The sequence below is a fragment of the Streptomyces sp. S063 genome (assembly GCF_002832675.1).
Classification (GTDB): Bacteria; Actinomycetota; Actinomycetes; order Streptomycetales; family Streptomycetaceae; genus Streptomyces; species Streptomyces sindenensis.
Map to the genome: position 1 here is coordinate 4,240,338 of NZ_CP021707.1, position 14,725 is coordinate 4,255,062.

13 protein-coding genes, 1 pseudogene and 1 riboswitch are annotated in these 14,725 nt (G+C 71.8%); of the genes and pseudogenes, 13 read left to right on the forward strand and 1 reads right to left on the reverse strand.

From position 1 onward, the window contains the following. Positions 1-56: 56 nt before the first annotated feature. Positions 57-1,007, reverse strand: a complete 951-nt coding sequence (locus tag CCZ36_RS19575; protein ID WP_069735611.1) for a glucosyl-3-phosphoglycerate synthase — start codon at positions 1,005-1,007, stop codon at positions 57-59. Between the two features lie 153 nt (positions 1,008-1,160). After that, a riboswitch (SAM riboswitch) is annotated at positions 1,161-1,288 on the forward strand. 18 nt (positions 1,289-1,306) lie between these two features. Here CCZ36_RS19575 and thrC point away from each other — a divergent pair. The 13 genes and pseudogenes from thrC to CCZ36_RS19645 all read left to right on the forward strand — a co-directional run bounded on the left by thrC (position 1,307) and on the right by CCZ36_RS19645 (position 14,687). Further along, positions 1,307-2,601: pseudogene (thrC, locus tag CCZ36_RS19580) on the forward strand (threonine synthase). Positions 2,602-2,636: 35 nt separating this feature from the next. After that, positions 2,637-2,915 carry a MoaD/ThiS family protein gene (locus CCZ36_RS19585; RefSeq protein WP_006126483.1) on the forward strand — a complete coding sequence of 93 codons (279 nt, stop codon included), beginning with the start codon at positions 2,637-2,639 and terminating at the stop codon, positions 2,913-2,915. Between the two features lie 445 nt (positions 2,916-3,360). Continuing rightward, positions 3,361-3,567, forward strand: a complete 207-nt coding sequence (locus CCZ36_RS19590) for a cold-shock protein (RefSeq protein ID WP_003967346.1) — start codon at positions 3,361-3,363, stop codon at positions 3,565-3,567. A gap of 365 nt (positions 3,568-3,932) precedes the next feature. Further along, the gene (groL, locus tag CCZ36_RS19595; RefSeq protein ID WP_003967345.1) at positions 3,933-5,555 is read left to right on the forward strand and encodes a chaperonin GroEL; all 1,623 of its coding nucleotides are present in this window, start codon (positions 3,933-3,935) and stop codon (positions 5,553-5,555) included. Between the two features lie 163 nt (positions 5,556-5,718). Next, positions 5,719-6,228: a hypothetical protein gene (locus CCZ36_RS19600; RefSeq protein WP_069735453.1), complete on the forward strand. Its 510-nt coding sequence runs from the start codon at positions 5,719-5,721 to the stop codon at positions 6,226-6,228. Positions 6,229-6,751: 523 nt separating this feature from the next. Beyond that, positions 6,752-6,883 carry a keywimysin-related RiPP gene (locus CCZ36_RS19605; RefSeq protein ID WP_128818240.1) on the forward strand — a complete coding sequence of 44 codons (132 nt, stop codon included), beginning with the start codon at positions 6,752-6,754 and terminating at the stop codon, positions 6,881-6,883. 50 nt (positions 6,884-6,933) lie between these two features. Then, the gene (locus CCZ36_RS19610; RefSeq protein ID WP_128818241.1) at positions 6,934-8,937 is read left to right on the forward strand and encodes an asparagine synthase-related protein; all 2,004 of its coding nucleotides are present in this window, start codon (positions 6,934-6,936) and stop codon (positions 8,935-8,937) included. Then, on the forward strand, positions 8,934-9,185 hold the full coding sequence (locus CCZ36_RS19615; protein ID WP_069735451.1) for a lasso peptide biosynthesis PqqD family chaperone: 252 nt from the start codon (positions 8,934-8,936) through the stop codon (positions 9,183-9,185). The genes CCZ36_RS19610 and CCZ36_RS19615 overlap by 4 nt, the downstream gene beginning before the upstream one ends. Next, positions 9,182-9,679, forward strand: coding sequence for a lasso peptide biosynthesis B2 protein (locus CCZ36_RS19620; protein WP_128818242.1), 498 nt, complete (start codon positions 9,182-9,184; stop codon positions 9,677-9,679). The genes CCZ36_RS19615 and CCZ36_RS19620 overlap by 4 nt, the downstream gene beginning before the upstream one ends. Then, the gene (locus CCZ36_RS19625) at positions 9,606-11,495 is read left to right on the forward strand and encodes an ABC transporter ATP-binding protein (protein WP_128818243.1); all 1,890 of its coding nucleotides are present in this window, start codon (positions 9,606-9,608) and stop codon (positions 11,493-11,495) included. Before CCZ36_RS19620 ends, CCZ36_RS19625 begins: the two co-directional genes overlap by 74 nt. A gap of 158 nt (positions 11,496-11,653) precedes the next feature. Beyond that, on the forward strand, positions 11,654-12,208 hold the full coding sequence (locus CCZ36_RS19630) for a GNAT family N-acetyltransferase (protein ID WP_128818244.1): 555 nt from the start codon (positions 11,654-11,656) through the stop codon (positions 12,206-12,208). Positions 12,209-12,374: 166 nt separating this feature from the next. Beyond that, positions 12,375-12,875 carry a SigE family RNA polymerase sigma factor gene (locus tag CCZ36_RS19635; protein ID WP_065487879.1) on the forward strand — a complete coding sequence of 167 codons (501 nt, stop codon included), beginning with the start codon at positions 12,375-12,377 and terminating at the stop codon, positions 12,873-12,875. A 588-nt stretch (positions 12,876-13,463) separates the two neighbouring features. Further along, complete coding sequence (locus CCZ36_RS19645; RefSeq protein WP_206515752.1) at positions 13,464-14,687, forward strand: mannosyltransferase family protein; 1,224 nt, start codon at positions 13,464-13,466, stop codon at positions 14,685-14,687. Positions 14,688-14,725 lie beyond the last annotated feature (38 nt).

A 14,725-nucleotide genomic window follows, 5' to 3' on the forward strand; every position in this document is an offset into this window, starting at 1 on the left:
ACGCGTCCCGCCGCCCCACGCCGCGGGTCCGCCCCGGACGGCCGCCCCTCGCCCGCTCACGCCGCGTGGCGCTCCGCGTACTCCGCGATCTCCCGCATCGGCGGCCGCTCCTCCGTGTCCACCGCATGGGTGCGCGGTACGAAGCCCTCCTCGCCGCGCTCGAACTGGGTCAGCACCGGCCGCACCAGGTGGCCCCGGGAGAGCCGCAGCTGGGCCGTGCGGTAGATCGCCGCCGCCATCCGGCCCAGCGCCTGACCGTCCTGGTGGCGGTGGACGCGTACACCGACGTCGACCTGGCCCAGCGCGTCCAGGCCCACCGTGTGCAGCGCGTCCACGAGCAGCCCCAGCTCCACTCCGTAACCGACCGGGAACGGCAGCCGCTCCAGCAGGGACCGCCGCACCGCGTACTCGCCGCCCAGCGGCTGTACGAAACCGGCCAGCTGCGGCCAGTGCAGATTGAGCAGCGGGCGTGCCACCAGTTCAGTGACCCGGCCGCCCTGACCTGCGCTGCCGCCGAGCGGGCGGTCGTACATCGCCTTGACGAACTGGACCGTGGGATCGGTGAGCAGCGGGCCGACCGTGCCCGAGACGAAGTCCGCCGAGAAGTCCTTGAGGTCGGCGTCCACGAAGCAGACGATCTCCCCGCTGGTCACCAGGAGTGAGCGCCACAGCACCTCGCCCTTGCCGGGCACGGCCGGGATCCGGGGCAGGATCGCGTCCCGGTGGACCACGCGCGCGCCCGCCGCCCGGGCCACCGCCGCGGTGGCGTCGGTGGATCCGGAGTCGATCACCACGAGCTCGTCGACCAGCCGGATCTTCTCCATCAGCTCGCGGCGGATCGTCGCCACGATCGCGCCGACCGTGGCCTCCTCGTTCAGCGCGGGCAGGACCACGCTCACGGACGTACGGCGCGGGTCGGCGGCCCGGGCGTCGGTGAGCCGGTTGAGCGGGCGGTCGCCGGACGACCAGGAACGCCTGGTCAGCCAGCGTTCCACCTCTTCGAGCACGGTCGGCACTCCCTGTGTGTGATCCATCTCGCGGTTCGGACGACTATCTCAACGGTCCGGTGCTTCGGTTACAGTCTTGAACAACGCGGATGACCGTCGCATGTCGGGGTCGGAGCGCACATAAACGCCTGGATCGAAGATCCAGCGCCATAGAGCTCATCCAGAGGGACTGAGGGAACGGCCCGTTGAAGTCCCGGCAACCCTCCTGCCGACCGCGAGGTCACGGTGGGGAAGGTGCCAATTCCGTCTTGCGGCGAAATGCGTCGCGAGGAAGATGAGGAGAAAGGGCCTCCGCCATCATGGCTGTTCAGACCATTGCAGGTAATGCCACCACCGCCCCCGTGGACCTCGGTCCCGCCGCGGCGCTTTCCTGCCGCGAGTGCGGCGAGCGTTTCGAGCTCGGCCCCCTCTTCGCCTGTGCGTCCTGTTTCGGCCCCTCGAAGTGGCCTACGACCTGCCCACCGGCTCCGCCGAGGAACTGCGCAAGCGCATCGAGGCCGGTCCGGACAACATCTGGCGCTATGCCCCGCTGCTGCCCGTCCCCGCCGACGTCGCGGACAAGCCCAACCTGAACCCCGGCTTCACCAAGCTGGTCAAGGCCGACAACCTCGCCCGTGAGCTGGGCGTCACCGGCGGCCTGTACGTGAAGGACGACTCCGGCAACCCGACGCACTCCTTCAAGGACCGCGTCGTCGCGATCGCCGTCGAGGCCGCCCGCGCCTTCGGTTTCACCACCCTCTCCTGCTCCTCCACGGGCAACCTGGCCGGGGCCGTCGGCGCCGCCGCCGCCCGCGCCGGACTGCGCTCCTGCGTGTTCATCCCGCACGACCTGGAGCAGGGCAAGGTCGTCATGGCCGCGGTGTACGGCGGTGAACTGGTCGGCATCGAGGGCAATTACGACGACGTCAACCGCTTCTGCTCCGAGCTGATCGGCGACCCCCTCGGCGAGGGCTGGGGCTTCGTCAACGTCAACCTCCGCCCGTACTACGGCGAGGGCTCCAAGACGCTGGCGTACGAGATCTGCGAGCAGCTCGGCTGGCGGCTGCCCGACCAGATCGTCATCCCGATCGCGTCCGGCTCGCAGCTCACGAAGATCGACAAGGGGCTCCAGGAGCTGATCAAGCTCGGTCTGGTCGAGGACAAGCCGTACAAGGTCTTCGGCGCCCAGGCCGAGGGCTGCTCCCCGGTCTCCGCCGCCTTCAAGGGCGGGCACGACGTCGTGCGGCCCCAGAAGCCGAACACCATCGCCAAGTCGCTGGCCATCGGCAACCCGGCCGACGGCCCCTACGTCCTCGACATCGCCCGGCGCACCGGCGGCGCGGTGGAGGACGTCACCGACGAGCAGGTCGTCGACGCGATCAAGCTGCTGGCCCGCACCGAGGGCATCTTCGGCGAGACGGCGGGCGGGGTGACGCTCGGCGTGACGAAGAAGCTCATCGAGGCCGGTGTCATCGACCCGGCGCTCACCACCGTCGTCGTCAACACCGGCGACGGCCTGAAGACGCTCGACGCGGTCTCCGCCACCTCGCAGGCCACGGCCACCATCAAGCCGAGCCTGGACGCGTTCCGCGCCGCGGGCCTCGGCACCGCCTGACGACCACCCCGTAACGAAGGAAGAAGGGCACCACCATGAGCGTCAAGGTCCGCATCCCCACCATCCTCCGTACGTACACGGGCGGCCAGGCCGAGGTGCCGGCGGAGGGCACGAAGCTCTCCGAGGTCATCGAGTCCCTGGAGAAGGACCACCCGGGCATCGCGGCCCGCGTCCTGGACGACCAGGGCAAGCTGCGCCGCTTCGTGAACGTGTACGTCAACGACGACGACGTGCGCTTCGAGGGGGGCCTGGACGCGGCCACCCCGGACGGCGCCGGCGTCTCGATCATCCCCGCGGTGGCCGGCGGCTGCTGAACCGCCCGGGGCCGCTCCACGGCGGCCCCCGCCGCACCTCTGTGTGACCCCTGTTGCCCCCTCCGCGAGAGAAGCGGAGGGGGCAATTCTGCATGGTTGAGCGCGGTACAGTTGGGGAAGCCCCATCCGCTGCCCGTGCCGCCCGCATATGAGAATGCGCCCGGCCCCGATAAGAAGCAGCCAAAGTACCTGAACCTCTTGCGGCATAAGTGCCCTTTGCCTGGCCCGACTTGCCCGTAAATCTCAGCAAACCCGCATATTCGCGTGTTCCGCCGCGCCCGGAATTCTCGTCCGATTGACCTGTTGCAGAGGGCAGTTGGGCGGATACATTCAGCCGCGGTCGACGCGCTGCGGCGCCGCGCACCCTCTCCTGTCGGAGGGTGAGTTCCGACCCGGGCCCGCGAAGTGCGGTCCCGTGCAAGGGCCAGTAATAGGGGAGTTAGGCATGGCTCAGGGCACCGTCAAGTGGTTCAACGCGGAGAAGGGGTACGGCTTCATCGCGGTCGACGGTGGTGCGGATGTTTTCGTCCACTACAGCGCGATCCAGATGGACGGGTACCGCACCCTCGAAGAGGGGCAGCGAGTTGAATTCGAGATCTCGCAGGGCCAGAAGGGGCCCCAGGCCGACATGGTCAAGCTCGCCGTCGGCTGAGCTCGGCGCGGTCGTCCGACGACACCACTCACGCACGTAGGGCCCGACCCCGGGATCGGCGAATTCCAGGGGATCGGGCCTTACGCGCGTTCAAGGGGGGGCGACGACGTGCGCGCGTCCGGGAGCCGGTCGCGCTCCGCGCCCTCGACCGCATGGCGGGCACCGGCCGAAGGCGCTTGCACTCTCGGGGGTCGAGTGCTAATCATTGGCGTTAGCACTCTCCAGGTGAGAGTGACAGAAACTTGGACCGGGCCGGTGAGGCCCGCAGGCGCGGTGGGGCAAGGAACCACCACGCACGCAGGCCGTCCGTCGCGGGCGCCTCTCGGTCCGGAGCAATCCACCCCTGTCCGGGAGGACCACTTCACATGGCCAAGATCATCGCGTTCGACGAGGAGGCACGGCGCGGTCTCGAGCGCGGGATGAACCAGCTCGCCGACGCCGTCAAGGTCACCCTCGGCCCCAAGGGCCGTAACGTCGTCCTCGAGAAGAAGTGGGGCGCGCCCACGATCACCAACGATGGTGTTTCCATCGCCAAGGAGATCGAGCTCGAGGACCCGTACGAGAAGATCGGTGCGGAGCTGGTCAAGGAGGTCGCCAAGAAGACGGACGACGTCGCCGGCGACGGTACGACCACCGCCACCGTTCTCGCCCAGGCGCTCGTCCGCGAGGGTCTGCGCAACGTCGCCGCCGGTGCCAACCCGATGGCCCTCAAGCGCGGTATCGAGAAGGCCGTCGAGGCCGTCTCCGCCGCTCTGCTGGAGCAGGCCAAGGACGTGGAGACCAAGGAGCAGATCGCTTCGACCGCCTCCATCTCCGCCGCCGACACCGAGATCGGCGCCAAGATCGCCGAGGCGATGGACAAGGTCGGCAAGGAAGGCGTCATCACCGTCGAGGAGTCCCAGACCTTCGGTCTGGAGCTGGAGCTCACCGAGGGTATGCGCTTCGACAAGGGCTACATCTCGGCGTACTTCGCCACCGACATGGAGCGTATGGAGGCGTCGCTCGACGACCCGTACATCCTGATCGTCAACTCGAAGATCGGCAGCGTCAAGGACCTGATCCCGCTGCTGGAGAAGGTCATGCAGTCGGGCAAGCCCCTGCTGATCATCGCCGAGGACGTCGAGGGCGAGGCGCTCTCCACCCTGGTCGTCAACAAGATCAAGGGCACGTTCAAGTCCGTCGCCGTCAAGGCCCCGGGCTTCGGCGACCGCCGCAAGGCCATGCTCGCGGACATCGCCATCCTCACCGGCGGCACCGTGATCTCCGAGGAGGTCGGTCTCAAGCTGGAGAACGCCGGCCTGGACCTGCTCGGCCGTGCCCGCAAGGTCGTCATCACCAAGGACGAGACGACGATCGTCGACGGCGCCGGTGACAGCGACCAGGTTCAGGGTCGCGTCAACCAGATCCGTGCCGAGATCGAGAACTCCGACTCGGACTACGACCGCGAGAAGCTCCAGGAGCGCCTCGCGAAGCTGGCCGGCGGCGTGGCCGTCATCAAGGCCGGCGCCGCCACCGAGGTGGAGCTCAAGGAGCGCAAGCACCGCATCGAGGACGCGGTGCGCAACGCCAAGGCCGCCGTCGAGGAGGGCATCGTCGCCGGTGGTGGCGTGGCTCTGCTCCAGGCCTCGGCCGTCTTCGAGAAGCTCGACCTCACGGGTGACGAGGCGACCGGCGCCAACGCCGTGAAGCTCGCGCTGGAGGCCCCGCTCAAGCAGATCGCCGTCAACGGTGGTCTCGAGGGTGGCGTCGTCGTGGAGAAGGTCCGCAACCTGCCGATCGGTCACGGCCTCAACGCCGCGACCGGCGAGTACGTCGACATGATCGCCGAGGGCATTCTCGACCCGGCGAAGGTCACGCGCTCCGCCCTGCAGAACGCCGCGTCCATCGCCGCGCTGTTCCTCACCACCGAGGCCGTCATCGCCGACAAGCCCGAGAAGGCCGGCGCGGCCGCTCCGGGCGGCATGCCGGGCGGTGACATGGACTTCTGATCGGTTCCGGCTCCGCGCCGGTCGATCGAGGTTCCGCGTACGTCGAGTACGCAGGTACGTCCCCCAGGGGCGGTATCTCCTTCACGGAGGTGCCGCCCCTGGGGCGTGTCCGGGGACAATGGGGCGAGGCCGCGGTCGTACGGACACGGGGGGCGGTACGGGCATGAGCGTGCGTGCTACGGGGAGAACGGGCGGCCGGGGGCGGCTCAAGGGGGTCTCGCTCGTCGTGGGCGGGGCCGTGCTGTTCGCGGCGGGGCTGTTCGTCGTGGTGGCCGGGACGGGTCTCTCCGGCGCCCTCGGTATGCGGGTGGAGACCTTCGGCCGCATCGACTGCGACGACACCCGCACCGAGAAGGGCCAGACCGTCTGGCACTGCTCCGGCGAGACGCCCGCCCAGCAGCGCGCCAACGACGCGGAGCGCGAGAGGGTGGCCCACGAGGCCCTGCGCGCCCATGTGGACGGCGTGCCCCGGTCCGCGGAGATCAGCCGCAGCAGGATCCTCTTCGCCGACCACGACGGCCGGATGGACCCCGAAACGATCACCGCGACCCAGGTGTTCGACGGCGGACGCTGGTACGCCCACTCCTCGATGCTCGTCGGCTACGGCATGATCCCGCTGTTCCTGGGCGCGGGAACGGCGGCCTGGGGCGGCTACCGGCTGCGCGCGGGGTAGCGGACGGGGCAGCGCGGGCCCTCGGCGTGGCCGAATGACTACTTGCCGTGGCCACTCCCGTACGGCAGTGCGTTTCGGCGCACCCCTGCCGAGGGCGGTGGCGCGCCCGGGCTCCCTGGGGTAAAGCGGTCGCGGAGCCGCCCCGCGGCCCGCTCCGGCCGGTTCCCCGGGGCCTCCTGTCGGCCGCTCCCCGTCGTGGCAGCTCACCGTAGGGTCCGGCGACCACGTCCAGTCATTGGTCCAGTCCACGAAGCCCCTCCGGCGGGGCGGTGTGCGACTGCACACGGCGGACGTCAGGGCGACCGGGCCCGGGCGGAGGCCCCCGAACCGGTCCGCGACGCACCTCGCCGCTCGCGCTATCCAGCCAACTTCATGCGGTAAGTCGGAATCACGCGTACCGGTTCAACGGTCGGACATGATGGCCCTGGTGTTCGCATGACGAACACCCGTCGCACCAGTAACTCCAGTTATGCAGAAGTCCTTTGGGCATAACGGGCGTCAACCGCACAGAAGGGAAGGTGTCATGAAGCCGCAGCAGCAGCAGAAGAAGGCTTACGTGAAGCCGTCGATGTTCCAGCAGGGCGACTTCTCGAAGAAGACCGCCGGCTACTTCGTCGGCTCGTACAAGGAGTACTGGAGCCGGCGGATCATCTGATCCGCCGATCCGTTTCCTGTGCACCGCGTGAGAACTTCCGAAAGGTGAAGATGCCCGGCCAGTTGCGTGACTACTTCGTCGTCCTGCCGGACAGCGCGGCGGGAGCGGCAGCGGCCGGGCAGCTTCCCGTACCGGGAGAGGCTGCCGGGCGGTCCGCCGCGCCGGACGCCACCGGGCCCGCCCGGGAGGTGGGCGACACCCTGACCGTCGCCCACCCCTCGGGCCGGCCCTGGATCGTCGCCCGCCCGCTGGTCCGCCGGGTCAGCCAGATCGCCCGGGGCTCGGACGCCCTCGTCCTCATCGGCCCGGACCGCGTCCCCGACGCCGTACTCGCCGGGATTCTGGAGGGCGCCCGCGACCGGACCGGCCTGGAGCGCCGCCTCGCCCGGCTGCCCGGCCTCTACCACGTGGTCGCCCGGCTGTCCGGGCAGAGCTGGATCCGGGGCACCGCCACCGGACTCCGCCGGATCTACCACGCCCGGCACCCGGCGGCCGGAACCATCGCCTCCGACCGCCCCGCCGTCCTGGCCCGCCTGATCGACGCGCCCCTGGACGACAGCGCGCTGGCGCTGCGGCTGCTGGACTTCCTGCCGCACCCCCTGAGCCGCCGCCCCGTGTGGCGGGGCATCCACGAGACCGGTGCCGGGCACGGCCTGGCCCTGCCCGCCGCAGCACCGGGCACGGCCGCCGTCCCCGGTCCCACGGAGCATCGCTGGTGGGAGCCGCCGCCCGGCGAACTTCCCCTGGCGGAGGGGGCGCGAAAGGCCGGGGACGCCATCGCGGCCTCCGTACGGGCCCATGTCGGCGGCCTGGACCGGATCAGCTGCGAACTCTCCGGCGGACTGGACTCCACCGCCCTCGCCTTCGCCGCCCGCGAGACCGGCCCCGCGTCGCTGTCCCTGCTGACCGTGGCCGCCCGGGACCGCTACAGCGAGGACGAGACCTGGGCGCGCAGAGCGGTCGAGGCGGCAGGCGGCACCCCCGCGACGGCGACCCGGAACACCCACTCCGCCGCCACCCGGGGCCGCCCCTCCGCCCCCGCCCTGGACCACCACGTCATCCCCGCCGGCGACGCCCCGTACTTCTACGCCGATCTCGCCTCCACCGCAGCCGAGTTGAACGACGAACCGCTCCCCGTCGCCCCCGGCCGGGCCCGCGCGGAACTGCTCCTCGGCCGCGCCCACGCCACCGGCTCCCGCTACCACCTCACCGGCTACGGCGGCGACGAGATCTTCCTCGGCCTGCCCCACGCCTACCAGGACCTCTTCCACGGCAGCCCGTTCACCGCCTGGAGCCACCTGGGGGGCCTGCGCCACCAGCTCGGCTGGCCGCTCCTGCCCACGGTGAAGGCGCTGTTCGACCGTTCGACGTTCCCCCGCTGGCTCGCCGGGGCGGTCGCCGCCGCACCCCAGCCGGTCGCCCGGGCCCCGCTGTTCTCCTGGGGCGTACGGCAGTCCCTGCACCCCTGGCTCACCGAACACGCGACCGCCCTGATCGCCGAGGAGTTCCGGGCCGCCGCCGAGCAGGCCGAACCGATCGACCCGCGGCGGGGACGGCACGTCGACATCGACGGCGTACGGATGGGGGCCCGGCACTTCCAGGCGATGGAGGACATCGGCATGACGATCGGGCTGCCGGTCGCCGCCCCCTTCTACGACGACCGGGTCCTGGAGGCGACCCTCGCGGTACGCCTGCCGGAGCGCATCAGCCCCTGGCGCTACAAACCGCTCCTCGTCGAGGCGATGCGCGGGGTGGTGCCGGACGCGCTGCTGGCCCGGACGACGAAGGACCACATGGCCTCCGACGAACACCAGGGCCTGCGCGAACACGCTCCGGAACTGGTCGAGTTGTGGACGGGCTCCCGCCTCGCCGAACACGGTCTGGTCGACGCCCGCCGACTGCTGCGACTGGCGGCCGAGCCCTTCTCGCCGGTCCTGGTCGAACACTCCATCAGCTCCACCGTGGCCGGGGAGACCTGGCTCCGCACGGCCGAGAACGCCTGGCCCCCACCCGAGCCGTCCCTCCCCACCACCCCCAGCGAGGCATCCCTGTGAAGCTCAGAAAAGGCATCGCCGTCACGACCACCGAGTACGGCGGCGTTCTCCTCGACGAGAAGAGCGGCAGCTACTGGCAGTTGAACGACACCAGCGTCATCGTGGTCGAGACCCTCGCGGCGGGCCGCGCCCCGGAGGCCGCCGTCGAGCGGATCGTCGCCGAGTTCGACGTCGAGCGGGCCGAGGCCGAGTCGGACGTCGCGGAGCTGACCCGCCGGCTCGTCGAGGCGAGGATCCTGCGGCCATGACCACCGAGATGACGATGCCCCGCCGGGGCGCCGGGGCGGGTGGGATACGGCTGCGCACCGCCATCGCCGCCGCGTTCGTCCTGGCCCGGCTCAAGCCCGGCCGGCTGCGCCGGACGCTCGCCCGGTGCGCCCGGGGCGCGCGCCCGGCCACGTACGCCGAGACGTCGGAGGTGCTGGACGCGGTCACCGCCATCAGCCGCCGCTGCGCGAGCCGTTACGGCTGCCTGCCCCGCTCGGTGGCCGTCGCCCTGGCCTGCCGGATGTCCGGTGTCTGGCCCGACTGGTGCGCGGGGGTGTGGGCGACCCCGCCGTTCTCCCCGCACGCCTGGGTGCAGGCGGAAGGACGTACGGTCGGGGAGCAGGCAGAGGCCGCCGATCTGCGTCCTCTGATGGTGGTGACGGTACGCGAGGGGGTCCAGGGTGAGCGCGGTGACGGGGACGTCGGCGGGGGCGGGGCAGGCGGGCCCGGGCCCGGTTCCGGGGAGATCACCTGAGAGCACGGAGCGACCGGGGCCGGAGACACCTCCGGACCGGACTGTGCCCGCCCCGGCCGCCGCCCCCACGCCTCCGCCCGCCCCCGGCCCTTCGCCCCTCCGCCTGCTCCTGGCCCGGGTCCGCCCGCACCGGGGCGTCCTGATCCGGGCGGGCCTGCTCTCGCTCGCCGGGTCCGGGGCGGGTCTGGCGATGCCGCTGATGGCGAAGCACGCGGTGGACACGTTCGCCGAAGGCCGCTCGCCCGTGGCCCCGCTCGTCGCGCTGACCGCGCTCGTGCTGGCCGGGGCCTGCCTCTCCGCGTACGGGAGCTTCCTCATGTCCCGGACGGGAGAGGGCGTCGTCCTGCGCGCACGCGACCAACTGGTGTGCCGCATCATGCGGTTGAAGGTTCCGGCGGTGGACCGGCTGACGCCCGGCGACCTCCAGTCACGGGTCACGAGCGACACGACCCTCCTCCGTACGGTGCTCTCCAGCGGACTTGTCGAGTCGTTCAACAGCGTCCTGATGCTGCTGGGCACGCTCGCTCTCATGGCGTACATGGACCTGACGCTGCTCGGTGTGACGCTGGTGGTCGTCGTCGGCATCGGGGCCGTGACGTCCCTGCTGATGCCGCGCATCCAGCGGGCGCAGCTCAAGGCGCAGGAGTCCGTGGGTGCGATGGGCGCGGCCCTGGACCGGGTGCTCCAGGCGTTCCGTACGGTCAAGGCGAGCGGGGCGGAGGAGCGGGAGACCGCGGTGGTCGCGGCGGCGGCGCGGCATGCGCACGACCGGGGCGTGTCGGTGGCGAAGTGGGCCTCGGTCACCGAGGTCACGATGACGATGTCGATCCAGCTGGCGTTCCTGGCGGTGCTGGGCGTCGGCGGCGCACGGGTTGCGTCCGGCTCGCTGGAGATCTCCTCCCTGATCGCGTTCCTGCTGTACCTCTTCTACTTGATAGGCCCGATCGGCGGCCTGGTCGAGGGCTGGACGGGCCTCCAGAGCGGGCTGGCGGCGGTGCGCCGGATCGACGAGGTGGAGTCGCTGCCCGGAGAACCGGCCGAGGAGCCGGTCGCGTTGACGAAGGCGGACGGCGGCCCGCTCGGGGTCACCTTCCAGGACGTGACCTTCGACTACGGGGACGAGCGCGCCCCCGCCCACCAAAGGGTGACGTTCGACGTGCCGGCCGGCGGGATGGTGGCGCTGGTCGGCCCGTCCGGGGCGGGCAAGTCGACGGTGTTCAGCCTGCTGGAGCGCTTCTACGACCACGAGGCCGGCACGATCACCGTGGGCGGCCGGGACATCCGCGACTGGCCGCTGGCCGAACTGCGGGGCTCACTGGCGTACGTGGAACAGGACGCGCCGGTGCTCGCCGGGACGCTGCGGGAGAACCTCCTCTTCGCCGCCCCGGACGCCGGGGAGAGCGAGCTGACGGCCGCGGTCGCCCGCACCCGGCTGGACGCCCTGGTCGAGCGGCTGCCGGACGGCCTGGACACGGCGGTCGGCCACCGGGGCGTCACCCTCTCCGGCGGCGAACGCCAGCGCATCGCCATCGCCCGGGCCCTGCTGCGCCGCCCCCGGCTGCTCCTCCTGGACGAGGTGACCTCGCAACTGGACGCGGTCAACGAGCAGGCGCTGCGCGATGTGATCCTCGAACTCGCCGAGCGCACAACGGTGCTGGTGATCGCGCACCGCCTGTCCACGGTCCGGCACGCGGACCGCATCGTGGTCCTGGAGGAGGGCCGGGTGCGCACGGCGGGCACGCACGAGGAGCTGATGGCCGGGGACGAGCTGTACCGCGAGCTGGCGACGACCCAGCTGGCGGCGGAGGCGCGGTGAGAGATCCGGAGGGCGCGGACGACGGGGGCGGCGAGGCGGACGCGGACGGTGGGTGTGGCGCGAACGAGGAACTGAGAGGCAGGTTCGCCGAGGAGGTCGACTGGTCGCAGGCTGCCGGCCGTCCCGTACCGCGAAACCTGTTGAGGAAGGATCGCGGCATGACGCATACAAGCTCTTCTCCCTGGAAGTCGTCCCCCGAGTTGTCGTTCCGGCGGGCGGGGGAGGGGGATCTGGCCGAGCTCGTGCGCCTCCGGGACGATGCCGCGCGCTGGCAGATCGAGCGCGGCATCGACCAGTGGAAACCCGGGGAGCTGGGGCCGGAACACTTCGGGGCGCGGTTGCGTGCGGGCGAGGTGTGGATCGCTACCGCCGGTCCCGGCGGGCCGAACGCCGGGGCGTGGGAGCTGTGGTGGGAGGACGAGCCGGCCTGGGGCGTCCAGCCGCCGGTGGCGGGCTACGTCCACCGCCTGATGACCGACCGGCGCACCGCCCCGCCCGGGGCCGGGCGTGCGCTGCTGGCGGAGGCCGAGCGCCGGATCGCCGCGTCGGGCCGGCCGCTGTGCCGACTCGACTGCCTGACGTCGAACACCCGGCTCCGCCGCTACTACGAGCAGGCGGGGTACGTGGTGGTCGGCGAGCAGGCGGGAAAGAACGGGGACGGCGGCCGGACGTACGGGGTGACCCTGTTGGAGAAGCGGGTGGGGGCGGGTTGAGCGGCGGCTGAACCCCCGCCGGAGCGGGTTGAGCGCTGGCTGAATCCCCGCCCGGCAGGCTGAGCCCGGCTGTGACGACCGTCACCCGGATGCTCGGTCGACGCTGTAGACCGGATGCCCGACGGCAGGCGTATACCCGGTGAAGCGAAAGATCCGGGAGCAACTTTTGACCGTCGAGGAGTTCGAAGAGTTCTACGCCCAGGCGGTCGCACGTCTCACCGGCCAGTTGTACGTGATGACCGGCGACCTCCAGGAGGCGCAGGACGTCGTGCAGGAGGCGTTCGTCAAGGCGTGGGTCCGGCGGGGGCGGCTGGAGCGGGACGGGCAGCCCGAGGCGTGGATCCGTACGGTCGCCTGGCGGCTGGCGGTGAGCCGTTGGCGTTTCCGGCGGCGGTCGGCTGACGCGTGGGGCCGGGGGAGCGGTGGGGCGGAGCACGTCGCGCCGCCGGACCCGGACCATGTGGTCCTGGTCGACGCGCTGCGGGAGCTGCCCGCCCAGCAGCGGCGGACGCTGACCCTGCACTACCTGTGCGACCTCACGGTCGAGCAGATCGCCGGGGAGACCGGGCTTTCCACCAGCACCATCAAGACGCATCTGGTCCGTGGCCGGGCGGCGCTCGCCCACCGGCTGCGCGACCCCCGCATCGAGGAGGCTCCTGATGTCTGAACCGCGGGATCCGAAGGAGCCGCAGGATCCGTTGCGGTCCCTGTTCCGGGAGGCCGGTGAGTTCGGGCAGGCCCTCACCGCCCCGGACACCGCGTCGAGCATCACCCGGCGCGGCATGCGCGCGCAGCGACGCCGGATGGCCGTGGTCGCGGTGGGGGTGTGCCTGGTCGTCGGCGGGGGCGGCGCGGTCGCGGTGGGCCTGCTGCCGGTGCGGCCGCAGCCGGTGGCCCCGGCCACGAACCCGTCGCCCAGCTACCCCTCGCCCGTACCGTCGGAGGGCCTGCCCACCGAGCAGCCGTCAACGCCGCCGTCGCCGAGCACCACGGTGCCGGGGAGCGCGGGGACGCGGGGGCGGAGGGGCCGTCGGGCCGGACCACCGAGCCGGGCGGGCCGCCCACGCGTACGCGTACGAGCACGACGCCACCGACGGCATCGGCGACAACCGATGGGGGCGCGTCGACGCCCTGACGCCGCCGCGCGGCCTCGACCCTTCCCTTCTCCTCTTCTTCCCTTCCGTGCCCCGGCGGCTCTCCGGGCGATCCGGCGCGCCCCGACGTACCCGCGAGGCGCGCCCGAAAGGTGCCTGCGTTGTCCACGCTCTCCCCGGGGCTGCGGCCGTCTCCTGTCCGTCCCGCACCCGAACCCCGGGCGGCCGAGCTCCGGTTGGCACGGTTCCGCCTGGCTCCCGCCGATCGCGGCATCCTGTGGCTCTATCTCCTGACCCGCGTCTCCCTGTGGATCACGGCCCACTTCGCCCGCTGGCTGTTTCCCGCGCAGTCCGGCGTACGGGAGGCGGCCCCGGTCCTGGCGCCGTTCCAGCAGTGGGACGCGAACCACTACCTCCACATAGCCCGCGACGGCTACTTCCCGGCGGGCGCGGGACCGTGGACGAGCGGCTGGGACAACCGGGAGGCGTTCTTTCCCGGCTACCCCCTCCTGCTCCGCGCCGTGCACACGGTGGTGCCCCACTGGACGGCGGCCGGGCTGCTGATCTCGTTCGTCGCGGGGGCCGTTGCCGTACTGGCCCTGGCCCGTGTCGCGCGGGCGTATCTGCCGGAGGACGCGGCGGGCCCCCGTACGGCTGTCCTCTTCCTGCTCTCGCCCTGCGCGGTGTTCCTGGCGGCGGGTTACACGGAGGCGCTGTTCCTCGCGTTCGCGCTGCCCGCTTGGCTCGTGGCGATGAAGCACCGGTGGGCGCTCGCCGCCGTACTGACCACGTCGGCGACGGCGGTGCGCGTGAGCGGCCTGTTCCTCGCGGCGGCCGTCGGGCTGCTGTTCCTGCTGTCCGTACGTGCGGGCGAGGGCCGGCGGAGGTGGCGTGCGGCGGGCTGGACGCTGCTTCCGGCGCTGCCCCCGGCCGCGTACAGCTGGTATCTGCACGCGCGGACCGGTGACTGGATGGCCTGGAAGCACGCGCAGGAACGCGGTTGGTACCGCACGTTCCACGCCCCGTGGGAGGCGTGGGCGAACACCTGGACCGGGGCGTTCGGCGGTACGCAGTCGACCGGCTACGCGTTCATGTTCCAGGCGGAGTTGGCGGCGATGGTGGTGGGGCTCGCCCTGGTGGTGCTGCTGGTACGCCGACGCCGCTGGCCGGAAGCGGTGTACGTGGCCCTCAGTCTCTGGGCGCTGGGCACCTCGTACTGGTACACGTCCGTCCCGCGCGCGACGCTGCTGTGGTGGCCGCTGTGGATCGGCCTGGCGGCGCTGAGCCTGCGTCGGCCGTGGTTCAGGACGGCGTACCTGTGTGTGGCGGCCCCGGTGACGACGCTCGTCGCGCTGACGTTCCTGACGGGGAGATGGGCGGGGTGAGGAGGCGGGGGCCGGTTCTCCCGGCCGGTTTCCCGAAC